The following is a 22598-nucleotide window of genomic DNA, read 5'->3' as shown; positions in this document are numbered from 1 at the left end:
ACATTCGAATTCACGGAACACTAGGCTATTTAACACCAGTGGAATTCAAGCAACAGCCCTTATAATTTTTGTCCAGTTTAGTGTTGACATACCAACTCTATCGAGAATGTGAAGGAGAATACTATAGCAATAAAAGGGCTTTCTTACGGAAAGTCCTTTTACATTGATCATTACACAACGATCTTTTTTGCTCCTACTGAAAAATCCTTCAAAAAACGACCGATTTCACTTTGAATAAAAGCTTTTTTACTCAATTTTAGTCTGATAGTATTGTTTGAATTTTGAAAATAATTACTAGTTTTCTAGGGGTGTCAACCCTATTTATAACGTAAGTATTTCATAGATTGGTGAAACCTGTTAAAAAATATAGCAAAAAAACGCTTATTTTACGCGAATCTGTTTCTGTAATGGTGTTGTTAGCAGATGTTGGAAAGAAATTAAATAAAAACGTCCTTTACGATTAGTTGCAGAGAAGGAGGAATTGCAAACATGAAAAAAACACTAACTGCAATTTGTGCAACATTTTTATTAGCAGCTCCAATTCAAATGGCTTCTGCTGCTTCAAATACAACAGAAGGGAATACTGTTCAACAAACGAATAACTGTAAAGTCTATTATTATACTTGGTCAAATAATAAGTGGAATGTAAAACTACCACAAACATCAGCACCATCAAAAGGAACAACAAATAATAATACACAAACAACTCAAAAAGAAAATACAGCAACTGCACCATCTAAATCAACACCATCTACAACAACTTCAGATGTAAATGCTTTTGAACAAGAGGTAGTAAAATTAACGAATGCTGAACGTACAAAAGCTGGTTTAGCACCTTTAAAAACAGATAATCAATTGATGGCTGCTGCTCGTGAAAAATCACAAGATATGCAATCTAAAAAGTATTTCTCACATACGAGCCCGACATTCGGTTCACCATTCGATCGTATGAAAACTTTAGGTATCAGTTATAAGAGTGCAGGTGAAAACATTGCACAAGGTCAACGTTCACCTCAAGAAGTGGTACAAGCTTGGATGGATTCACCAGGTCACCGTGCAAATATTTTAAACGCGAAATTTACACATATCGGTGTTGGTTATGTGAAAACAGGTAACTACTGGACACAACAATTTATCCAAAAATAATAGTGTAAATTGAATAGCTTCATTGAATAAAAGGATGTCCACTAAGTCGTAAAATACTTAGTGGCATCCTTTTTGTTTTGACTGAAAAACAAGCGAGTACATTACCGGGGATAATTGAATACATTAGATATGTTGAAAAAAATGGCTTCACTATGCGATCTAGCAAATAGTTGAATAATTTACTGTAGCGATGAACAAAATTCATTTAAGAGGCTATAGGGCTGCGTTAACAAACTGAAAAAGGAGAGTGGTATATGATATTAATAAAATGTGGCGAATGCGGTAAATTAATAATAGATAGAGCAAAAAGTATTTATAACACTCAAGCTGATAAATTTTACTGTAATGAAAGTTGCGAAAAACAGGACTTGGAAGACATGAACAGTCGAGTTCCTCCTATTAAAAATAATAATAATGGGCAATTGTATTGGGATTTTCGAATAGGGCACCAGAGCGATGAGAAAAGCTTTTAAGGAAATACTTTGTAAATGAAGTTTCCCTCTTTAGAAGAGGGGATATTCAATGTTGATGAATGTTTTGGGGTTTTTCTTCTATTATGCAAAATAGCAAACTAGAACAATGTCTAGTTTGCTATTTTTACTTTGGACGTGCTTGTAAATCTTTTCTGAACAAGTAACAACCTGATTAATAAAGTAATTGCTCCTGTTGTCAGGCCTGCAACAAGTCCAATCCAGTAACCAAACGGTCCGAAATCTGTATGCGTTGCAAGCGTATATCCGACAGGTAAGCCGATCACCCAATACGAAATAATAGCCATAATAAAAGTGATCATCACATCCTTATAACCTCTCAAAGCCCCTTGTACTGGCGCTTGAATAGCATCAGATAGCTGGAAAATGGCTGCGAATACTAAAAATTGTACGGCATATTCTATTACTTCACGATCTGTTGTATACATATTGGCGACGGGTTCACGCAGTAAAAAAAGGATACAAGCTGATATAAAGCTAAATAAAATCGCAGTCGCAACACATAAATAGCTATAGATTCTAGCATCTTGCATTCGACCTGCACCTATTTCAAAACCTACTAATATCGTAACGCCCATTGAAATGCTAAGTGGTACCATGTATAGCAGGCTGGTGAAATTTAAAGCGATTTGATGAGCGGCAATGATTTCTGTACTAAAGCTACTCATCATCATTGTGACTGCCGAAAAAATACTTGTTTCTGCAAATAAGGATATACCGATTGGTACGCCGATGATTAAAATTTCCTTCCAACGAAGCCATTCTAATTTTGGCCAATCATGGAATATACGAAAACGTTCAAAGGGCACATGTTTTGCAATAATCCAAACGGTTATAAAGAAAATAAGCCAGTAGGTAATTGCTGTTGCAACCCCTGCACCGATTCCACCAAGCTCGTGCGCTCCAAATTTCCCGAAAATAAAAATATAATTTAACATAATATTAATCGGTGTAGTAAGTAGCGTGATCATCATTGTGACGCGTGTTTGTCCGAGAGCATCAATAAAGCAACGCAATACACAAAATAAAAAGAGCGGTAAAATACCAGCACACATCGCGTAAATATATGATTTAGCAATGTTATGTACAGAGGTTTCTAAATTCATATTCCCTAAAATCCAATCAATTCCAACTAATAGCACACAGAAAATAAGTACAGCTAATAGAATGGCTACATAGATCCCTTGCTGGACAGCCTTTTTAGCATCCAGTTCTTTTTTAGCACCTACAAGCTGAGAAACAATTGGTGTAATGGCAAGAAGAATTCCGGAAAGTCCTATGTAGATAGGCATCCAAATGGAAGAACCGATCGAAACCCCGGCTAGGTCTGCTGTGCCGTAGCGACTCGACATTAAAATATCGAAAAAAGAAATTAGATACATCGCTACTTGCGTAACTAAAATGGGTACAATCATTTTTAACATTAGTTTATATTTATCTTTTATCGTCGTTGTTTGATACATTTAGTCTAACTTCCTCCATTAACATAATGAATAAGTATAGCATACTTAAATAGGTATAAATTGAAAAATTAAAGGCTTCATCTATATCTTTTCGTTCGCATATAGTAAAATAAAAGACTGTAAACAAAAAGTAGTGACGGCTTTTTAAGGAATAGGAGAATTTACGTGAAACAACAAACAATCATTTTAACCGGTGGAGGGACAGCTGGTCATGTATCGCTCAATCAAGCGATACTCCCGTCTTTACTAGACCTAGGTTATGATGTCCACTATATTGGGTCTGATCAGGGCATTGAAAAAGAATTAATAGGCGAGGCATTTCCTGATGTTCCGTTTTACGGTATTTCAAGTGGAAAATTGCGTCGTTATTTCTCAATGAAAAATTTTACTGACCCATTTAAAGTGCTTGCTGGATTGATGCAGGCTTTTCGTATTATTAAAAAAGTGAAGCCGCAAGTTATTTTTTCAAAGGGCGGCTTTGTTTCTGTACCCGTTGTCATGGCTGCGAAACTTGCTGGTGTTCCAGTGGTCATCCATGAATCAGATGTTACACCGGGCTTGGCCAATAAAATTGCGCTACCATTTGCATCACATATCTTTACGATTTTTGAAGAAACATTACAACACTTACCGAAAGAAAAGGCAACTTGCACAGGCTCCATTATTCGTGAAGAGTTATTTATGGGTGATCGAGCGGAAGGATTATCTCTCTGTAGCTTTACAACATTAAGACCTGTTCTTCTTGTAATGGGGGGGAGTTTAGGTTCAGTTGTTTTGAATGATGCACTTCGTCAAAATTTACCAGAGCTTGTCAAACAGTTTCAAGTCATTCATTTGTGCGGTAAAGGAAATTATGACAAATCATTCGAGTCTATGTCTGGTTACAAGCAGTTTGAATATGTAACAACAGAATTACCAGATTTATTACATGCGGCAGACTTTATCGTCTCACGTGCAGGCTCCAACTCGATTTTTGAATTTTTAGCACTTCACAAGCCAATGTTGTTAGTGCCATTATCTGCACAAAAAAGTCGTGGTGATCAAATATTAAATGCCAACCTATTTAAAAGACAAGGTTATGCAGAAGTATTACAAGAGGAAGAGTTAACAAAGGAATCGTTTAAAAAATCGGTGCATGTGTTAACGGAGCGCAAAGAAGAAATGGTGGCAACGATGCAAAAAACACAAAGACCTAAAACGCCTGAAGAAATGGCGAAATTGATTTTACAATATAAAAAGTAAGCTCTTTACTCGATATGCTTTAGACAATACCCACAAAATAGGGGCCTTACTGCATGTAAAGCCCGAAAATAAAAGCTATGTGCCTGTCATAACGACAGAACACATAGCTTTTTTTTATTGGTAGATTACATCGCTTGCTCTTCGCCTTCTTGCGTCTGATAGGCTGTTGTCAAATAGAACAAGTCTTTTGGAATTTTAAATAAATTAAATTGCGCTTCGCCTCTGTTTACCTGTGCTAATAACGTCGGGTGTTCTTCATTTGCACTAACGACATAAGGTAGCTTTAAGGCTGCGCGCTGTGATTTTATATTTTCAACACGAATACGGAGAAATACCGTATGGAAGTTATAATCAAAAAATAGTTCATTCAAAAAAAGCATCTTTGCCTTTTGGTTATATCCTTTACCTTGATAAGGGAGTCCAATCCACGTTCCTAAAAAGCCTGCACCTTCCTCAACATCATGAATGCTAATGGTGCCGATTGGTTGACCCCAATCATCAGTAATGGTCCTAGAAATAGCGAGTCCCTTCGCTTCCTCTTCAATCAGTTGCTTTGTCATAAACCAGTATTCATCAGCAGACGTGGCTTTTTGACGGACAAATGGGAAAACAGAAGGGTGTGATAATAGCTCATAAAGCTCTGTACATTCATGAAGGTCTCGATGTTTAAGCATACGAAACGCCTCCTTTACTAGGGTAGTTAAAACAATTCCGTTGAAACATAAAGAAGAAAACTACAATTCGTACTGGAATTAAAACCCAAAGAACTAGACGTTATAACTATGATATCCATAATTTCCCGCTGTCTTACTGATTTTTCGCCCATACCGAAAAAAGGCTAGCTTTTTTAATATAATATAACATTCTTACTGCTTTATGCAATCATTTTCCACGAAAAAACAAAAAATAAATATATTAGTCAGTAAATTCCGAAAGGTGAATTATTATATTCTAATTTTTAGGAGATTTAAGTCTAAAATAACAATTTTCTGTATAAAAATATTTAAATAGTGTTTCTTTAGCATTATATTTTTTCTTCAAAAGAGGTAAAATATCAAAAAAAACCCTGAAAAGGATACAATTTTTTCGAATTGGAAAATGTGATTCCTTGATATTATGTTATAATAGTAGTATTGATTTTTTGTATAAACAAACAATATAAATAAATTTTATCAGTCGTGTTGATTAGGGAAAAATAGGTTTATTATGGAGTAATAAAAAGTTTTTTGCTGCTATTTTGAAATATATTCCTATTTTCAACTGATTGTAGTGTAGGGCTACTCGACTCCCGCAGGAAAGCGAGTAACCCGTAGCGGAAATCAGCACCTTCTAATTAATTAGGATGGATAAAAAATGGTTAATCAACACATCTGAAAATTTTATTTTAATATGATCGACTTATGGGGGTGACAGCATGGAATATCTTTTAAGCGAAGATTTTTTTAATGAATTGTTTATTGGCAAAGATTTTGTCTTTCTAATGAAAAGAGTGGGAGACGATTATCAATATATTCGCTTAAATCAAGCAGCTCGAGCTTTGTTATCACATGAGGCGATTGGGGAAATGCTTTCTACCCGTACCTCGAGTCGTAATTTTTCGATAATTCTAGAAAATTACCATCAAGCAATTGCAAAGCGTAGTCAAGTTGATTATGTGGATTATGCTTATGTTAAATCTGAAGTTCGTAAATATGAGACATCTGTTCGTCCGTATAAAAATAATAATGAAGACTATATTTTAGCCATAACAAAAGAGATTCTATATGATCGCAGTATTGAAGATAAGTTTTTATTTATGCGCTCAATGTTTGATCATGCCTTTTTTTCTACGGTCATCCTATCAGCTGAAGGGGCTATTTATGAAGTGAATTCCAGCTTCATGGAGGACTTTGAATTAGATAATGAAACGGTCAAACACAAATTATTCGTTGATTTACCAATTGTTCCTAAAGATGAGGTAGAAAACATTCAAAACTATTTACAAAGGGCAGCAATGGGCGAAAATATTGGAGAAAAACTCATCAAGCTTCATACACTGGATAAAAAAGAGCGCACGTATTTACTTTCACTCTCTCCTGTGATGCAAGGAGATAACTCTTTTGCTATTTTTCTTATCATGCAGGATTTCACACAATTCACTCAACAAAAAGCGGAGTTACGCTCAAAATCGCATGGTTTAGAGGTTTTTAAAGCTGCTCTAAATTCTGCAACGTCCATTGCTGTTTTTGATATGGATGGAAAAATTGTAGAAGTTAATGATTTATTTTTAAATGCGTCTGGTTTCACGGCAGAAGAACTAATTGGTCAATCTTATCATTTAATCAAACCTCGATATCATACGGAGGACTTCTTACAATCAATCAATACAACAGTTGGAGCGGGGGAAATTTGGCGAGGGGAAATGTGCTACCGTACAAAATATTACGCTGAATACTGGGTAGAAGCAGCTATAGTTCCATTAAAAAATGAATTTGGCAAGACAGAAAAGTACTTATCCATTAACTATGATATTACAGACAAGAAAAGAATGTTCACGGAATTGAAAAATATTGAACGAACATTTCGTCTCATAACAGAAAATACAAATGATTTGATTGTCATTACTAACGAGGATGGCATCATTATTTATGCCTCACCATCCTATAAGGTATTCTTAGGGTACGAAAATGTAGAATTACAAGGTCAGTTTTACAGTAACATCATCGAGGACGAAAGTAAGAAGGCATGGCAAACGTTTCTAAATAATTATTCGGGTCAAACAGATACGCAGTTTGAGCTACTGCTTAAAGCAAAGGATGGTACGCCTGTTTGGACTGAAGGAAATGTAACAGTTGTACATGATCCTGAACGCGAAAAAGTTTCACAAATTATGATGGTATCCCGTGAAATAACCCGTCGTAAGGAGCGGGAGAATGATCTATTATATTTAGCTTACCACGATACGTTAACACAGCTACCAAATCGTCGTTTTTTACAAAAGGAGTTCCCGAAATTACTGACACAAGCACAAGAACATCATGTGTGTTTAGCTATTCTCTATATCGATGGGGATGACTTTAAGAATGTTAATGATTGCTACGGCCATGATACAGGGGATGATTTTATCCGGAAGTTTGGCCAAGTTTTAAATACAGCTGTACGTAGTCATGATTTAGTCATTCGCATTGGCGGCGATGAATTTATCGTTGTCTTAACAGGTTTAACTCGGGATGATGACAAGAGGCATACTCAAATTATGCACATTTATAATCGGATCCGTCATGAACTTAAAAAAGGTTGGACCATCGAAAATCATCATTTTTCCCCAACTGCCTCTATTGGAATCGCTTATTATCCGGATCACGGTACTTCATTAAATGAATTGCTAGAAATAGCAGATCAAGCCTTATATAAAGCGAAGGAATTCGGGAAAAATAATTTCTATATTGCTGATGCACAGTAAAAAAGTCTGTACAAACAAGTAATTGCTTGTGGTACAGACTTTTTGTTTGATGTTATGCTATAACAGTGCTAAGGAGGAAATCCTTATCGTTATTTTTAGAAAAGAAGGTGATGGAATGCCTAAAAAGATACTTTTGGTGGAAGATGAGAAGCATATCGCGCGCTTTGTGGAGCTCGAATTAAAGCATGAGGGCTATGATGTATTGGTCGCTTTTGATGGACGTGAAGGACTTGCACTAGCGTCATCTGAAAATTTTGATGTTCTGTTATTAGATGTTATGCTTCCGGGGATAAATGGTATTGAAATTTGTCGCCGAATACGTACGCAATCAAAGGTACCGATTATATTGTTAACGGCACGAGATGCTGTGATGGATCGTGTAGCTGGCTTAGATGCTGGTGCAGATGACTACATAGTAAAACCATTTGCGATCGAAGAACTACTAGCAAGAATTCGGACTATTTTACGTCGGGTAACACCTGATGAAAAAAGTGCAGAATCATTAAATTTTCGTGATATCGAAATCGATATAGCAGCCTATGAAGTATCCGTGCAGGGGGCTAAGCTTGATTTAACGAAGACGGAATACGATTTACTTAAACTATTAATCGAGCATAAAAATAAAGTTTGTACACGAGAGCTCATTTTAACCTCTGTTTGGGGGTATGATACGGATATAGAGACAAATGTTGTAGATGTATATATCCGACATTTACGCACAAAACTACCTGGAGATATGAATGCCTATATAGAAACCGTTCGTGGGGTTGGGTACGTGATGCGTGAATGAAAAGATTGAGAGATTATTTAGTTCATCAACCCTTACAAAGAAAATGGATGCTAACATCTAGTGCTGTAATATTTTTTAGCTATACGATTATTTGTATTGTCGTTTATATTTCGCTCCATACATGGCTATTACATGACGAGGAAAGTAAAATCAAACGGACAAGCGATGATTTGGTGTCTTTTTTAGAGTCACAAGGACCCAACCTTACAATTCAGCAAATTCAACAAAACACAGGGCTATTAAATTCCATTGTGGATCGTGATCAAACTGTTAGAGTGTTCAATTTAGATGGTGTAGAGATTTTACGTATTAATAATGCTTCACAGGCTGCACCCATTACCTCGATGCAAGAAATTATGGAAGTGACGATTGATAATGAGGATGCCTTTGTCATAAATGTACCAATTCAGCTAGGTTTCTTTCAAGGCTATATTCAAATTATTCATCCACTGACAGGGTTCCAATCATTGATGCATTATTTATTAACGGCGATGCTTATAGCAGGTTTAGGAGCATTGTTGTTATCAGCCTCAATTGGCTATTATCTTGCTAACTATTTAATGCAACCATTACATGCGTTACGTTCATCCATGAAAACGGTTATGGATAAAGGATTTAATGAGCCAATTCAATTAACATACTCTTCTCATGATGAGATTGGTGATTTATTGAAGATGTACAATGCAATGATGGACGAACTGCAAATTTCATTTACAAAACAACAGCAATTTGTCGCAGATGCTTCTCATGAGCTACGTACGCCAATTCAGGCCATCGAAGGACATCTCTCTCTATTGAAAAGATGGGGGAAGGATGATCCGGAAATTTTAGAAGAATCTATTGATACTTCCCTAACAGAAATTGCACGGATGCGTAAAATGATTGAAGAATTATTAGAGCTTGCACGTCGTGAAGAAAAAGATGATACGAGTGAGGCTGACGCAGTAACTGTTATTACAGGGGTAATAGAAGAGATACAGTATCTTCACCCAGAAGCTCGAATAACGCTGTCGAAAAATGAAGAAATAGGTCTGTTATTTATTACAGAAAATGCACTCAGTCAAATTGTTCGTAATATAATAGAAAATGCAATTCGTTATTGTGAAATAATTCCAGAGATTCAAATTTCACTATTCGTCTCCGGGAAGGAAGCGCTGTTAAAAATAGAAGATAATGGAATCGGCATAGCGGAAGAAAACATCCCTTTCATTTTCGATCGATTTTATCGAGTTGATGAAGCAAGAAATCGTCAAATAGGCGGTACGGGCTTAGGGCTTAGTATTACCAAAATGTTGCTTGAAAAATATAATGGTACGGTAGAAGTCAAGAGTGAAAAAAACGTTGGAACCGTTTTCTTCTTAAAATTCCCGCTAAAATATTAAGAAAAATCCACGCTTTATTTAATTATTTTAGCCTTTACGAAAAAATTTGCTTAATTTCATAAAAAGAGTTGTATTTTTTGTGAAGAGTAGTAAGATTGAGATGGAAAAAACGTTCTTTAAATAATGGATAAGTTGTGTCAAACATCCTTTTAAAGAACAGAAAAATATTATATAATTAATTGCAATTTAATTAATGGAACTGCCGAAAGGCAAAATTTGGAGGTCATTTTTCATGTCGAACAACGTTACAACTGTAAGTTCTCCATGGTCAGCTTTCTCTGGTCCTAACCTAGGATATGTGATGGAGCAATACGACTTATTCTTACAGTCTCCTGAAGAAGTAGAACCGGAGTTAGTATTATTATTCCAACAATTTGGTGCACCAGTAGTAGTTGAAGGTGAAGTAGCTGTAGCTAGTAATGCAGCAGCTCCTGCTGGCGATTACAAAAAAGTGTTAGCAGCTGTGAAACTAGCAGATGCAATTCGTACACATGGTCATTTAGCAGCAGATATTTATCCTTTAAAAAACCGTGAACTACAAACAGCTCAAATTGAAGAAAGCGCGTTCAACTTAAGCGCTGCAGATTTAGCTGAAATTCCTGCAGCTGTCTTCTTCAAAGATGTGCCAGCAAACGTGAAAAATGGTAAGGATGCAATCGATTACTTAAAATCTGTTTATACAGAAAAAGTAGCATTTGAATATAATCACGTAATAGCAACAGAAGAACGTGATTGGATTCAAGCACAAATTGAAACAGGTTCATTTAAACAAACATTAGCTTCTAATGAGAAAAAAGCATTATTAGACCGTTTAACTCGTGTTGAAAACTTCGAGAAGTTTATCCACAAAACTTTTGTAGGTCAAAAGCGTTTCTCTGGTGAAGGTTTAGATACTCAAATCGTCCTATTCGATGAAATTTTAAAAACATCTGAAGCAAATAACGTAGAAAAAGTACGTATTGGTATGGCTCACCGTGGTCGTTTAAATGTGTTAACACATATTTTAAATAAACCATACGACATGATGTTCTCTGACTTTGCACACGTGTCTAATGAATTATTTTTACCAAAAGATGGTCGCCTTGAAATAACTAAAGGCTGGACAGGTGATGTAAAATACCACATGGGTGCTTCTTACAACCGTGAATCTGGTATGAATGTTAAACTTGCTTACAACCCATCTCACTTAGAAGTAGGAAACCCAGTTGTTTTAGGTACTGCTCGTGGAGCACAAGATGATACTTCTAAGCCAGGGCAAGCGATTCATAACCGCACAAAAGGGTTAGGTATTCTTGTACATGGTGACGCTGCGTTCCCAGGTCAAGGTATCGTAACAGAAGTATTAAACTTTGCAAAAACTGAAGGGTTCACGACTGGTGGTACAATTCACATCATTGCTAACAACATGATTGGATTTACAACTGAACTACAAGACTCTCGCTCATCTGTTTACTCTTCTGACCCTGCAAAAGGTTATGAAGTGCCAGTTGTGCACGTAAATGCAGATAGCCCTGAGTCTGTTGCTTTAGTAGGTCGTTTCGCAGCTAGCTACCGTCAAAAATTCGGTAAAGATATCGTCGTAGACTTAATTGGTTATCGCCGTCACGGTCACAATGAAACGGATGATCCAACTGTTACAAACCCTGAAACATACAAATTAGTTGCTAAACATGAACCAGTTCGTGCTTTATATGGTGCACAATTAGTAGCTGAGGGTGTTGTTTCTGCTGCTGATGTAGCAGCTTTAGATACAGCTATTTATGCAGAAATGCAAGCAGCTTATGACCACGTAAAAGAAATGGCAGCTAAAGATGAGCACAAACATCTAGAAATGCCAGAAGAGTTAAAAGTAGAATTCCCACAAATTGAAACAGCAGTTGGTGCGGAACGTTTAGAAAAAATTAACGAAGAGCTTTTAGTGTTTGAAGAAAACTTCGAGCCACAGAAAAAACTTGGCAAAATTTTAGAAAAACGCCGTGATGCATTTGCTTCTGCAAAAATCGACTGGGGTCATGCAGAAACTTTAGCTTATGCAACAATTATTCAAGATGGCACACCAGTACGTTTTACAGGTCAAGATGCACAACGTGGTACGTTCTCTCAACGCCACTTAGTGTTACATGACAAAAACAATGGTAACTTATTCACGCCACTTCACCATATTTCAGGTGCAAATGCTTCATTTACAGTGCATAACTCTCCACTGACAGAAGCAGGGGTAGTAGGCTTTGAATATGGTTATAATTTAGAAAATGACCATGTATTATCAGTTTGGGAAGCTCAATTCGGTGACTTTGCAAACATGGCACAAGTGATGTTTGATAACTTTATTTCAGGTGCACGTGCTAAATGGGGTCAAAAATCTGGTTTAGTAATGCTTTTACCGCATGGTTATGAAGGTCAAGGTCCAGAACACTCTTCTAGCCGTATGGAACGTTATTTACAAATGTCAGCTGAAAATAACTGGTTCGTTGCAAACTGTTCAAATGCAGGCAACTACTACCACTTATTACGTCGCCAAGCAGCATTATTAGGAACAGAAGGTGTTCGTCCGCTTGTAGTGGTATCACCTAAATTCCTACTTCGTCACCCATTAGCTGCTGCAAACGCTGATCAATTAGCAAATGGCTCATTCCAAGAAGTAATTGAGCAACCAGGTCTAGGTTCAAAACCAGAAGCTGTTGAGCGCGTTGTATTAGGAACAGGTAAAGTAATGATCGATATTGCGGACCGTATTAAAGATGGTGAAGGCTTCGATCACTTACACATTGTACGTGTAGAACAACTTTACCCATTCCCAAAAGAGCAAGTTGCTGGTATTATTGCTAAGTATCCTAACGTAAAAGAAGTTGTTTGGGTACAAGAAGAACCTAAAAACCAAGGTACTTGGAATTATGCATTAGAAACATTATTTGACCTTTCTGAAGGTAAAAAGCTACGTTATGTAGGTCGTCCTGCAATGAGCTCTACTTCTGAGGGTGATGCAGATTCTCATAAAGCAGCTCAAGCAGCACTTGTAGAAGAAGCAGTTGCTGAGCCTGTAAAAGTTAAATAATCAATCACATAATAATTTTAAAAGCCGGGCTACTTGCTTAGGCAGTAGCCCTTTTATGTGCACACAATGCACGTTAATCAAAGGAGGAAATGAAAGTGGCTGAAATTAAAGTCCCTGAATTAGCAGAATCGATTACAGAAGGTAGTATCGCACAGTGGGTAAAAAAAGTGGGCGATCGCGTTGAAAAAGGTGAATTCATCGTTGAACTTGAAACAGATAAAGTAAACGCTGAAATCATTTCTGAAGAAGCGGGTGTATTAACTCAAATTTTAGCTGAAGAAGGCGATACTGTACTTGTAGGTCAAGTAATCGCAGTTGTAGAAGCTGGCGAAGGCGCAGCTCCAGCTCCTGTTGCAGCGGCTCCAGTTGAAGCAACACCAGCTCCAGCAGCGCCACAAGCAGCTCCGGCTCCTGTTGCAGCAGCTCCAGTTGTTGAAGAAACTTCTGGTGAGCGTGTAATCGCATCTCCAGCAGCACGTAGACTTGCTCGTGAAAAAGGTATTGACCTTGCTGCTGTATCTCCAGTAGATCCACAAGGCCGTGTACGTGTACAAGACGTTGCAGCTCATGGTACAGCTCCAGTAGCAGCACCACAAGCAGCTCCAGCAGCACCTAAAGCAGTTGTAGCTGTAGATGAATCACGTGTGACAGTTGAAAAAATGAGCCGTCGTCGCCAAACTATTGCAAAACGCTTACTTGAAGTAAAACAATCTACTGCGATGTTAACAACATTTAACGAAGTAGATATGACAAATGTTATGGCATTACGTTCTCGTAAAAAAGACCAATTCTTCGAGTCAACTGGCTCTAAACTTGGTTTCATGTCATTCTTCACTAAGGCAGTAGTTGCTGCACTTAAAAAATATCCATATGTGAACGCGCAAATCGTTGGTGACGAAATTCACTTAAACAACTTCTTTGATATCGGTGTAGCTGTATCAACAGAAGAAGGTTTAGTAGTACCAGTTGTACGTGACGCTGACCGCAAAAACTTCGCTGAAATTGAAGATTCAATTGCAGACCTAGCGAAAAAAGCACGCGACAAAAAATTAGGTTTAGCAGATCTTTCAGGTGGCTCATTCACAATTACAAACGGTGGGGTATTCGGTTCATTAATGTCTACACCTATCATGAATGGTACACAAGCTGCTATCCTAGGTATGCACACTATCAAAAAACGTCCAGTTGAAGTGAATGGTGAAGTAGAAATTCGCCCAATGATGTACTTAGCACTTTCTTATGACCACCGTATTATCGATGGTAAAGATTCTGTAGGTTTCCTTAAAACTGTAAAAGAATTACTTGAAAACCCAGAAGATTTATTATTAAATTCTTAATTCCAAAATCATATTTAAACCCTGCGAACTTTGTTTTGCAGGGTTTTTTCTTTTTATGGAACATTTAAGGGAGCGATGGATAAAGCAATCGAAACGACGGAAAGAATAGTCGAAGTGACGGATAGGAACCCGAGGCGACGGAAAGAAGAGCTACAGCGATGGATAAAGTATTCGAAGCGACGGAAAGAAAAGCCAAAGCGAAGGATAAAGTATCCGAATCGGCTCGACGCTCGCCCGCAGGAAGCCTTGCTCTGTGCGAAAGCGAAGCGGCAGCGACAAAGCGAATAGCCCGTAGCGGAAATCAGAGCCCTCAAATCAATTAAGGTAGATAAAAATGGTTAACCAACACACCTGATTTGCTGAATTCTATAAAAATATAAATTGATTTATAACATTGCAAAAGTGCGAAATGGATTAATAAAGGTTAAAAACCTAATATTGTAAACAATCAGAAAAATGATGAAATTATCTTGACGAATATCTTACTTTTATTGTAGTATCTTAATATCAATTAAATAAACAAACCTCACATTTGTTCTACGGTGAGGTAGAGGCGCGGTATTTATTAGTTCATTGTTGAGTATAAGCAAGCGAAGACGCAATGGAGAAGGAACTACCGCCGAAGTATAAAAGGAGCTCGTACTTTTATGCTGGGTCTGCAGTGAATAAGTGCAGGACTGTCCTAGTGAATTATTTTCCAGATTTACTAGGTTGTGCTATCTCGGAAACATGGAAATTATAGTGAGGATTTGGGCAACTGTTAATTAAAATAAGACCTAAGTTCAATTCTTAGGTCTTTTTTCGTACAGTTGTCTTATTTTTTTACAGAAAAGGGGAGTTTTTCATGAAAAGAAAATGGTTGTTATTAATGTTAACGGTAATGACTGCAATTGTGATGGCAGCATGTGGTGCTGGCGACAAAAAGGATGAAGCAACAGGTGATGCTGGTGCAGATAAAGATGGCGGAGGTGAATTCCGTGTTGGGATGGAAGCAGGTTATGCTCCATTTAACTGGACGCAGCAAGATGATGCAAATGGTGCAGTAAAAATCGCCGACAATGCTGAATATGCAGGCGGTTACGATGTGCAAATGGCGAAGAAAATCGCTGAAGGCTTAGGCAAAGAATTAGTCATTGTGAAAATGGAGTGGGATGGTTTAGTACCTGCACTGCAATCAAATAAAATTGATGCCATTGTTGCTGGGATGTCACCTACTGATGAGCGTAAGAAAACAATTGATTTCACTGAAAATTACTATACTTCTGATTTTGTTATGGTTATTAAAAAAGGTAGCAAGTATGAAAAAGCAAAATCAATCCAAGATTTTTCAGGAGCTAAAATCACATCACAATTAAACACATCTAACTACGATGTGATAGATCAGATCAAAGACGTTCAAAAACAAACTGCAATGGATAGCTTCCCAGCTATGCGTGTAGCCTTAGAAGCTGAAAAAATTGATGGCTATGTAGCAGAACGTCCAGAAGGAATTTCAGCTGCTGCAGCAAACGATAAGTTCACATATGTAAAGTTTGAAGAAGGCTTTGATACAGATATTTCAAACACTTCTATCGCAGTAGGTTTACGTAAAGGTGATGCAAATCTAGAAAAAATCAATGAAATTCTAAAAGGTATTTCTGAAGATGATCGTCAAAAAATTATGGAAGAAGCAATTCATCAACAACCAGCAGCACAATAATAAGACTGCACGGGCTACTTGCTTAGTCCGTGCAATATCTTTTCATCATTATTCAATGAGTACCTCTTTAAATAATGATAATGTCCTAGCTAATAGAATCATAAAATAATAAGAAAAAGTAAGTTGCAATGAAATAGCTAAGGCAAAAAAGAACAAGCAAACAACACGACGTTGTAAGGAGGCACATCATGAGTCTTGAATGGATTATTTCAATTGTTGAGAACAACTGGCAAATGTTTTTACGAGGTGCGTATTATACATTACTTATTTCGATTACTAGTACAATTATTGGTGCACTTATCGGATTTTTCATCGGAATTATGCATACTATTAAGGTTCGTAAAAAGGGTGTAAAATACTATAGCTTAAAGATCATTAATTTTATACTAACATGCTATGTTGAATTCTTCCGTGGTACACCAATGATTGTACAAGCTATGGTTGTATTTTACGGATTAGATATGGCATTTGGTATTGATATGCACTTTATTACAGCAGGTATTTTAGTCGTTTCACTAAACACAGGGGCTTATATGACGGAAATTGTACGTGGTGGTATTGTATCGATTGATAAAGGACAGTATGAGGCTGCTTCAGCAATCGGTATGAATCATTTTCAAATCATGCTAAATGTAGTCTTACCACAAGTTGCGAGAAATGTATTGCCTGCAACAGGTAATCAATTAATTATGAATATTAAAGATACAGCAGTATTAAATGTTATCGGTGTTACGGAATTATTCTTCCAAACAAAATCGATTGCAGGTAATAACTTCCGCTATTTTGAATCATTCTTCGTAGCTTGTGTCATGTACTTCATCATGACATTTACAGCATCAAGGATTTTACTATATGTTGAAAGACGACTTGATGGACCAGATGCTTATCAAAAAGAACAGAAAGAAGCAATATAGGGGGACGAACAAATGGCCGTTATTAAAATAGAGCATTTAAGTAAATCATTTGGGCGTAACCAAGTGTTAAAGGACGTAAATTTTCAAGTAGAAAAGGGCGAGGTTGTCTGTTTAATCGGTTCTTCAGGATCAGGTAAATCAACACTACTGCGCTGCATTAATCTACTAGAAATGCCTAGTGGTGGTCAAATTATTTATAAAGGTGAAAATATTTTGGACGAAAAGCATAATATCCAAGAATATCGTACACATTTAGGGATGGTATTCCAGCAATTTAACTTATTCAATAATCATAATGTGTTAAATAATTGTACGGTTGGACAAGTGAAAGTATTAAAGCGTTCAAAAGAAGAGGCCGAGAAAATTGCTTTAAAATATTTGCAAATCGTTGGCATGGATCAATATGTCAATGCAAAGCCTCGTCAGCTATCTGGCGGGCAAAAACAGCGAGTAGCGATTGCACGCGCATTGTCCATGAACCCAGATGTGATGCTATTCGATGAACCTACGTCTGCATTAGATCCAGAGATGGTTGGAGAAGTGTTGAAGGTTATGCGTCAGCTAGCGGATGGTGGAAATACGATGTTAATTGTTACACATGAAATGGAATTTGCTAAAGAAGTAGCCGATCGTGTTGTATTTATGGATAAAGGTGTTATTGTAGAAGAGGGACCACCATCACAGGTATTAATAAACCCTCAACATGAACGTACAAAAGAGTTTTTAAAACGTACACTAAAATAATTTCAAAAAAAGTGAGTCCAGACGAATGGGCTCACTTATTTTCTAGAATTCCACTCTGCATATAAAACAAAGCAAATTGCAAATGCAACGGCAATGATAAAAAACCATTGCGGTACACCACCAAAGCTCATAATATCACCTCGAAGTTAAGATTTAAGAATATAAATGGTTGAAAAAACGGACTTCTATGGTTTTTTTCTCCACAAAAGTACAAAAATATTATAAAATAAGCAATAGACATTAGCTTCATGCTAGTAAAGAAAGGTAGAGATATTATGTTACATTTAAAATGGAAAGATGCACCAACACTACGCGCAGTAACTTGTAAGCATACAAATGCATCAAAATATTTAGTATCGAACGTATTAACAGTAGGGAAACAATATGATGTAAAAAATGAAACAGAAGAGTTCGTTTTTATTATTGATAACACTGGTAATATTGGTGGCTACTATAAAGATTATTTTGAATAAGTATAAAATCAATTTCGCCTTGGCGTAATTGTTGCTGTCGCTTCGCTTTCGCACAGATAAACAATGCGTCTGGATTTTCGCAGGATGCGAAGGTTATAGGCTAACATCCTTTTATTCACTCCTTTTAAAATCCGTGACATCCGCCGGAGGCATAATTTTCATTCAATAGGTTTGAATGAAAATAAGAGGGTGGTTCAGATGATTTCTGAGCCACCCTTATTCGTTGAAAAAAAGAATCAGTCCCTGTTATAGCCCTTTAATTCTGCTACATCCTGTAAATGCTGTTTTTCCTGTTCTGTAGCTGTATGTAGGGCAAAGACGTCTTGGATAGCTGTTTGAAGCTCATGCTGTGTTTCTTTGAATTTCGATACTTGCTGTTCGAAAGAAGGGCTTGCAAAACGGTCATTCGTGCGAGATAACCGCTCCTCTAGCTGGACATAGTGTTGGTCCATATTCATGGATAACATCATCGCCAATTGATTTTTCCAAAGCGGAATGAGGGTAACAATTGAAAATTCTATTTTTTCTGCTAGCGTTTGGTTTGATTGCTGAATCATCCGTATTTGTGGTGCCGTTTGTAAAGCAACCTGCTGCGACACTTGTAAATCATAAATGCGCTGATCGAGTCGTTCGATTTGAGCGGCAAAGTCATTAAGCTGTTGGATCGCAAGTGGTTGATTCGATGCCTGGACACTAGTCACCTTTGCAGGAAGCTCTACTTCGATTGCTTGCTGCTTCTTCATTTGCCCAGCCGCAATAGCAGTCGCTAACTCTTCAAAAAATCCTCTATTATGTGAATAAAGTTCTTCAAGCATTTCTACATCTTTAATCATTTGAAGCTGAGCACGTTCGAGCTGAACACCAATTCGCTCTACTTGGATACTAATACGTTCAAATTCCGTTAATGTTTGTTTAATAGGACGCTCAGTTTTACCAAATATTTTTTTAAAAAAAGACTGCTTTTTTGGCTCTAACGCGTTAGGATCTACGCGGTCTAACGTTTGCATTAATGAATCTAACATTTGGCCAATTTTTGTAACGTCTTTTTGTTTTACTTGTACAAGCATTCGATCAGCAAATTGAGAAAGAGCTCGCTGTGAATCTTGCCCTAAAGATAGGACCGATTCGAATTTTGTTAAATCGATTTGACTAGCACAAAGAAGTGCACGACTTTGTGCAAGAGGCGACAGCGTTTCATACGTCGCCATCGCCTCGTTATTTGTAGTTTCTAAATAAGATTGTACAAGGGGGGAAAGACCTTGTATGGTATTTAGTTGAAATGCGTGATCATTTGCTGTCACTTATCATCGCCTCGCCACTCCAATTGTTCTTTTCGTCTACTATTTGAACGATTTGCAAATTCGATTTCCATTTGAAGATGGTCGATATCATTAGAAAGCGCATCCTTTAAATCGATTTGAATCGTATCATTTAAATCTGTCAGTGTTTCTCGTGTTTTTGATAATGTTATTTGAATTTCCTTATCTTTCACTGGCTGCTTCGATAACATCGTATATTTTTCCGTTAATTCGACAGCGGAAGGTAGGTGAGCATAAAAAAATTGTTCAACATTATAAAATTTTCGTGGATCTGCCTTCACAATTTTCACGATATTTTTTGAAATACGTGTCATTTCGATTAATTGTTTAAATGCTGAAACAGAGCGTACACGTAAGTAGTTTTGGCTTAATGTTTGTATGTTTTTATTGGCTGCTTTAAGTTGTGTTTCAATAAGTTTGTATTCTTCTTTTGTTATACCTGCAATTTGTCTGACTTTCTTTTTCTGTCTATGTTTCAACAACGCTGTACTTGGCGCGTAAGTTCCAGCAAACAATAAACCACCAAGGAAGAATCCTGGATCTGCGGCAATTGCTGCGATAGAAACAGTTGATAGCGAAATAAAGACGCTAGCGGTATGTCTAGAGAAAAACTGTCCGACACTGAGCATGTTTCTTCCTCCTAGCATTTAAATATGTCTATATTCTTATACGAAATAATCGACATAAAGTTTCAATAAAATAAAACCCTTACATAAATTTTACTGCTAATTGTAAAGTTTCTCAATGATAATACATAAAAACGAGGAAATCCGTTGCTTTATAATAGAGAATTGGGGCAAACGAAATAGAAGTCTTGGTAGAATAGTGGCTCATCACCAAACGTGTGGTTGATTTCCGTTCCGACTGGGCGCTCTTCTTGGGGCGTCCGATGAGCCGTTCCTCTATCGCAGATCCCCAAGGAGTCACCCAGACGGAACGATGACCAACTTATATTCACGGCATATCTCTTAGCAAATGTCATACAAAACTTTTGGTGAAAAACATACTATTATATTTATGGTATATAATAGTAATTAATTGTGTTTGAGGGGGAGAATAATGAAGAAATTATTTATTGTGTTACTAGCAGCATTTGTATTTGCGGTAGTAAGTCCAACAAAATCAGAAGCGAAAGTGATGTATGATGGAGCGGAAGTTGTAAAAGGGCAAACAGGAAAAATGACCTTTAAAAAAGACATCAAAGTATATAAGAAAAATCCAGATGGTTCGTTTGATTCTTTAGTGGTTAAAAGAAATAACTTCTTTAAAACGTATGATATTGAAAAATATGATGGCAAAACATTTTACCAGATGGGGCAATATCGAGTACAAGCAACAGATTTAGTGGTTTTCAAAGAAGTACCAATCGATATTCGTTCATCTTTTTATGACATGCCAACCTACGTCATGATTAATCATCAGGGCGTGAAAATTCCTGTCCAATATCAAGACATCGCATATGGTCAACCTTTAATAGTCGGAAAACGAGAAGAGGTTTGTACTGGTCCAAAATCAAGCTTAGTTTCTATAGAGAAAGGCAAATTAAATTACCATTATTGTGCTGGAGATATTGAAGGAGGGCCTGTAATTAATACCACTATTATTGATAGCACTGATGTTCGTATTTTTGAAAAGATAAATAAAGGTTCCTATGTATTAACTGAAGATACAGAACTATTAAGTGCTCCAATGAAGGGGGCACCTAGTTATACAAAAATGGTGAAGGGAACTATCTTCCAATTATCAGGGATTGAGATCAATGGTTATGTTGAGGTGGGTCTCAGTGAGTATTATTTTAATTACATTCCAGTAAATCTACTGAAGCCAGTGAATGGCAAGTAAGGAACTAGGACTCAAACCTTAAAAAGAGAAAACATGCTTGCGTTCTGAGCTAACAGTGGATATTCAAGAGCAACTTAGTCCTGTAGAAGGGCTGTTCATAAGGGAATGTATGCAAAAGGAAGCGTTTTTTCTGTGGAAAGGAAAGTATAGTTTTCAAGCGTATACACATTAAAAAAGACATCAACTCGCACTATTTTGATGGGAGTTGTGTTTTCTAAATTAAATACTTCTGCAGCAAAGAAGAAAGGGTATGGTCCAACAGGTATTACAGCGAAGAATGGCGAGAAAATTTACTATAATAAGAAAACTAAAACCTATATTAGCAGGATGTAGGAAGTGGTAATGGTTCACCACCTCACAATGGTGGAGTTTGGAAGATGGCGAAATCCCCTACAGCTATAAATAGTAAAAGAACTAGGATGGGCACATATGATGCTAATCTTAATAGGATAGGTGATTAATAATGAACAAGTACAGTATTTCTAAGTATGACCCTTTGTTCAGGGATGAAGCTGGATGTTATCAAAAAAATGAGTGGACAGCAATCAGTGATATTGGGAAATCTTTCGATGGAATATTACTAACGGATGAAGAGTATATAGGGGTTGAGGATAAATATGTTGATGCAGTGAAACTAATAATTAAATTTCATTCACTTACTAGTTTATCTGTAGCAAATTTATGTCATTCATTCTCGAAAGAAGAATTTTTAAATTTAATAAAACCTTATTCTCAGTTGTACCCCCAAAGTTTACTTGCCTTTTATTCAAATTTTAATGGAAGACAGGCGTGTCTTGATGAAGTTGAGAGTTTATGTAGGTTACAGCTAAGAGAAGATATTGGGGTTGATATATTTTCTCCGAGAAAGCTAAAAGTATTTATCGGATACGATTATTTAATGGGGGTCAATAGTTCAAAATCACTGGAGCCAATTATTCCAGAAATAAGCGCTATGGGACTGTTTGTCGAAAAATTTGATTAATAAACTGAATAGTTCTTAATACAACAGAAACCTTGATTGAAGTTACCTTTCAAGGTTTTCTTTATAGGGACTGGATAATGAATAATTCGGTTTTCTCAACTTCAAGAAGGATAACCATTGTCATCTATCTGTTTTATCAATTTTGTTGACGTTCATTGATTTGAAAGACATGCAGCAGTTGTGGAAGTGTGAAAGATATATCATTATCTGAATGAGTATTTTCTTGAAAATGCGGTGTAAATCTAGACAGAGATTATAACTACTCAGCTATCAATAT

General features: G+C 36.8%; 20 protein-coding genes, 1 pseudogene and 1 riboswitch. Of the genes and pseudogenes, 16 read left to right on the top strand and 5 right to left on the bottom strand.

Features of this window, described 5'->3' with window-relative positions:
• Positions 1–489 precede the first annotated feature (489 nt).
• Both ACVWXS_RS11665 and ACVWXS_RS11660 read left to right on the top strand, forming a co-directional pair.
• Positions 490–1146, top strand: coding sequence for a CAP domain-containing protein (locus ACVWXS_RS11665; protein WP_456958323.1), 657 nt, complete (start codon positions 490–492; stop codon positions 1144–1146).
• Between the two features lie 254 nt (positions 1147–1400).
• Positions 1401–1619 carry a hypothetical protein gene (locus ACVWXS_RS11660; protein WP_456958322.1) on the top strand — a complete coding sequence of 73 codons (219 nt, stop codon included), beginning with the start codon at positions 1401–1403 and terminating at the stop codon, positions 1617–1619.
• 110 nt (positions 1620–1729) lie between these two features.
• Here the strand turns inward: ACVWXS_RS11660 and ACVWXS_RS11655 are convergent, their stop codons facing one another.
• Complete coding sequence (locus tag ACVWXS_RS11655; RefSeq protein ID WP_456958321.1) at positions 1730–3100, bottom strand: MATE family efflux transporter; 1371 nt, start codon at positions 3098–3100, stop codon at positions 1730–1732.
• Positions 3101–3265: 165 nt separating this feature from the next.
• Here ACVWXS_RS11655 and ACVWXS_RS11650 point away from each other — a divergent pair, with 165 nt between their 5' ends.
• Positions 3266–4342, top strand: a complete 1077-nt coding sequence (locus ACVWXS_RS11650) for an undecaprenyldiphospho-muramoylpentapeptide beta-N-acetylglucosaminyltransferase (protein WP_456958320.1) — start codon at positions 3266–3268, stop codon at positions 4340–4342.
• A gap of 125 nt (positions 4343–4467) precedes the next feature.
• On the opposite strand, the gene ACVWXS_RS11645 is transcribed toward ACVWXS_RS11650, so the two are convergent.
• Positions 4468–5016 carry a GNAT family N-acetyltransferase gene (locus ACVWXS_RS11645; RefSeq protein ID WP_456958319.1) on the bottom strand — a complete coding sequence of 183 codons (549 nt, stop codon included), beginning with the start codon at positions 5014–5016 and terminating at the stop codon, positions 4468–4470.
• Positions 5017–5756: 740 nt separating this feature from the next.
• Here ACVWXS_RS11645 and ACVWXS_RS11640 point away from each other — a divergent pair.
• From ACVWXS_RS11640 to ACVWXS_RS11595, 10 genes are all read left to right on the top strand, one after another.
• Positions 5757–7784: a diguanylate cyclase domain-containing protein gene (locus ACVWXS_RS11640; RefSeq protein WP_456958318.1), complete on the top strand. Its 2028-nt coding sequence runs from the start codon at positions 5757–5759 to the stop codon at positions 7782–7784.
• 115 nt (positions 7785–7899) lie between these two features.
• Positions 7900–8574: a response regulator transcription factor gene (locus ACVWXS_RS11635; protein ID WP_374966734.1), complete on the top strand. Its 675-nt coding sequence runs from the start codon at positions 7900–7902 to the stop codon at positions 8572–8574.
• On the top strand, positions 8571–9956 hold the full coding sequence (locus ACVWXS_RS11630) for a sensor histidine kinase (protein ID WP_456958317.1): 1386 nt from the start codon (positions 8571–8573) through the stop codon (positions 9954–9956). Before ACVWXS_RS11635 ends, ACVWXS_RS11630 begins: the two co-directional genes overlap by 4 nt.
• A 232-nt stretch (positions 9957–10188) precedes the next feature.
• A complete protein-coding gene (locus tag ACVWXS_RS11625; RefSeq protein ID WP_456958316.1) occupies positions 10189–13011 on the top strand; it encodes a 2-oxoglutarate dehydrogenase E1 component in 2823 nt (940 codons plus the stop codon).
• Between the two features lie 95 nt (positions 13012–13106).
• The gene (odhB, locus tag ACVWXS_RS11620) at positions 13107–14348 is read left to right on the top strand and encodes a 2-oxoglutarate dehydrogenase complex dihydrolipoyllysine-residue succinyltransferase (RefSeq protein WP_374966731.1); all 1242 of its coding nucleotides are present in this window, start codon (positions 13107–13109) and stop codon (positions 14346–14348) included.
• Between the two features lie 158 nt (positions 14349–14506).
• Positions 14507–14671: a hypothetical protein gene (locus ACVWXS_RS11615; protein ID WP_456958315.1), complete on the top strand. Its 165-nt coding sequence runs from the start codon at positions 14507–14509 to the stop codon at positions 14669–14671.
• Between the two features lie 217 nt (positions 14672–14888).
• Positions 14889–15075, top strand: a riboswitch (Lysine riboswitch).
• Between the two features lie 117 nt (positions 15076–15192).
• A complete protein-coding gene (locus tag ACVWXS_RS11610) occupies positions 15193–16047 on the top strand; it encodes a transporter substrate-binding domain-containing protein (protein WP_374966729.1) in 855 nt (284 codons plus the stop codon).
• A gap of 188 nt (positions 16048–16235) precedes the next feature.
• Positions 16236–16961, top strand: coding sequence for an amino acid ABC transporter permease (locus tag ACVWXS_RS11605; RefSeq protein WP_456958314.1), 726 nt, complete (start codon positions 16236–16238; stop codon positions 16959–16961).
• A 12-nt stretch (positions 16962–16973) separates the two neighbouring features.
• On the top strand, positions 16974–17705 hold the full coding sequence (locus ACVWXS_RS11600; protein WP_456958313.1) for an amino acid ABC transporter ATP-binding protein: 732 nt from the start codon (positions 16974–16976) through the stop codon (positions 17703–17705).
• A 275-nt stretch (positions 17706–17980) separates the two neighbouring features.
• A complete protein-coding gene (locus ACVWXS_RS11595) occupies positions 17981–18178 on the top strand; it encodes a DUF6501 family protein (RefSeq protein ID WP_068984183.1) in 198 nt (65 codons plus the stop codon).
• A 236-nt stretch (positions 18179–18414) separates the two neighbouring features.
• On the opposite strand, the gene ACVWXS_RS11590 is transcribed toward ACVWXS_RS11595, so the two are convergent.
• The 3 genes from ACVWXS_RS11590 to ACVWXS_RS11580 all read right to left on the bottom strand — a co-directional run bounded on the left by ACVWXS_RS11590 (position 18415) and on the right by ACVWXS_RS11580 (position 20479).
• On the bottom strand, positions 18415–19479 hold the full coding sequence (locus ACVWXS_RS11590) for a toxic anion resistance protein (protein ID WP_456958312.1): 1065 nt from the start codon (positions 19477–19479) through the stop codon (positions 18415–18417).
• Positions 19476–20126 carry a 5-bromo-4-chloroindolyl phosphate hydrolysis family protein gene (locus tag ACVWXS_RS11585; protein ID WP_068984185.1) on the bottom strand — a complete coding sequence of 217 codons (651 nt, stop codon included), beginning with the start codon at positions 20124–20126 and terminating at the stop codon, positions 19476–19478. The genes ACVWXS_RS11590 and ACVWXS_RS11585 overlap by 4 nt, the downstream gene beginning before the upstream one ends.
• 149 nt (positions 20127–20275) lie before the next feature.
• Positions 20276–20479, bottom strand: coding sequence for a hypothetical protein (locus ACVWXS_RS11580; protein ID WP_456958311.1), 204 nt, complete (start codon positions 20477–20479; stop codon positions 20276–20278).
• A gap of 77 nt (positions 20480–20556) precedes the next feature.
• Here ACVWXS_RS11580 and ACVWXS_RS11575 point away from each other — a divergent pair, with 77 nt between their 5' ends.
• From ACVWXS_RS11575 to ACVWXS_RS11565, 3 genes and pseudogenes are all read left to right on the top strand, one after another.
• Entirely contained in the window at positions 20557–21339 is a 783-nt protein-coding gene (locus ACVWXS_RS11575) for a hypothetical protein (protein WP_456958310.1), read from the top strand.
• A gap of 356 nt (positions 21340–21695) precedes the next feature.
• A pseudogene (locus ACVWXS_RS11570) lies at positions 21696–21800 on the top strand (toxin C-terminal domain-containing protein); the annotation flags it as partial.
• Between the two features lie 2 nt (positions 21801–21802).
• The gene (locus tag ACVWXS_RS11565) at positions 21803–22321 is read left to right on the top strand and encodes a hypothetical protein (RefSeq protein ID WP_456958309.1); all 519 of its coding nucleotides are present in this window, start codon (positions 21803–21805) and stop codon (positions 22319–22321) included.
• Positions 22322–22598 lie beyond the last annotated feature (277 nt).

This window comes from Lysinibacillus sp. TE18511, assembly GCF_054062295.1.
Note: the sequence above shows the minus strand (reverse complement) of the source record. Positions and strands in the feature narration are given on the sequence as shown.

Coding starts and splice junctions, on each gene's coding strand:
- ACVWXS_RS11585 (WP_068984185.1), bottom strand. CDS start 20,126: ATGCTCAGTGTCGGACAGTTTTTCTCTAGACATACCGCTAGCGTCTTT.
- ACVWXS_RS11565 (WP_456958309.1), top strand. CDS start 21,803: ATGAACAAGTACAGTATTTCTAAGTATGACCCTTTGTTCAGGGATGAA.
- ACVWXS_RS11605 (WP_456958314.1), top strand. CDS start 16,236: ATGAGTCTTGAATGGATTATTTCAATTGTTGAGAACAACTGGCAAATG.
- ACVWXS_RS11575 (WP_456958310.1), top strand. CDS start 20,557: ATGAAGAAATTATTTATTGTGTTACTAGCAGCATTTGTATTTGCGGTA.
- ACVWXS_RS11615 (WP_456958315.1), top strand. CDS start 14,507: ATGGATAAAGTATTCGAAGCGACGGAAAGAAAAGCCAAAGCGAAGGAT.
- ACVWXS_RS11600 (WP_456958313.1), top strand. CDS start 16,974: ATGGCCGTTATTAAAATAGAGCATTTAAGTAAATCATTTGGGCGTAAC.
- ACVWXS_RS11640 (WP_456958318.1), top strand. CDS start 5,757: ATGGAATATCTTTTAAGCGAAGATTTTTTTAATGAATTGTTTATTGGC.
- ACVWXS_RS11635 (WP_374966734.1), top strand. CDS start 7,900: ATGCCTAAAAAGATACTTTTGGTGGAAGATGAGAAGCATATCGCGCGC.
- ACVWXS_RS11645 (WP_456958319.1), bottom strand. CDS start 5,016: ATGCTTAAACATCGAGACCTTCATGAATGTACAGAGCTTTATGAGCTA.
- ACVWXS_RS11655 (WP_456958321.1), bottom strand. CDS start 3,100: ATGTATCAAACAACGACGATAAAAGATAAATATAAACTAATGTTAAAA.
- ACVWXS_RS11595 (WP_068984183.1), top strand. CDS start 17,981: ATGTTACATTTAAAATGGAAAGATGCACCAACACTACGCGCAGTAACT.
- ACVWXS_RS11610 (WP_374966729.1), top strand. CDS start 15,193: ATGAAAAGAAAATGGTTGTTATTAATGTTAACGGTAATGACTGCAATT.
- ACVWXS_RS11660 (WP_456958322.1), top strand. CDS start 1,401: ATGATATTAATAAAATGTGGCGAATGCGGTAAATTAATAATAGATAGA.
- ACVWXS_RS11630 (WP_456958317.1), top strand. CDS start 8,571: ATGAAAAGATTGAGAGATTATTTAGTTCATCAACCCTTACAAAGAAAA.
- ACVWXS_RS11625 (WP_456958316.1), top strand. CDS start 10,189: ATGTCGAACAACGTTACAACTGTAAGTTCTCCATGGTCAGCTTTCTCT.
- ACVWXS_RS11580 (WP_456958311.1), bottom strand. CDS start 20,479: ATGACATTTGCTAAGAGATATGCCGTGAATATAAGTTGGTCATCGTTC.
- ACVWXS_RS11665 (WP_456958323.1), top strand. CDS start 490: ATGAAAAAAACACTAACTGCAATTTGTGCAACATTTTTATTAGCAGCT.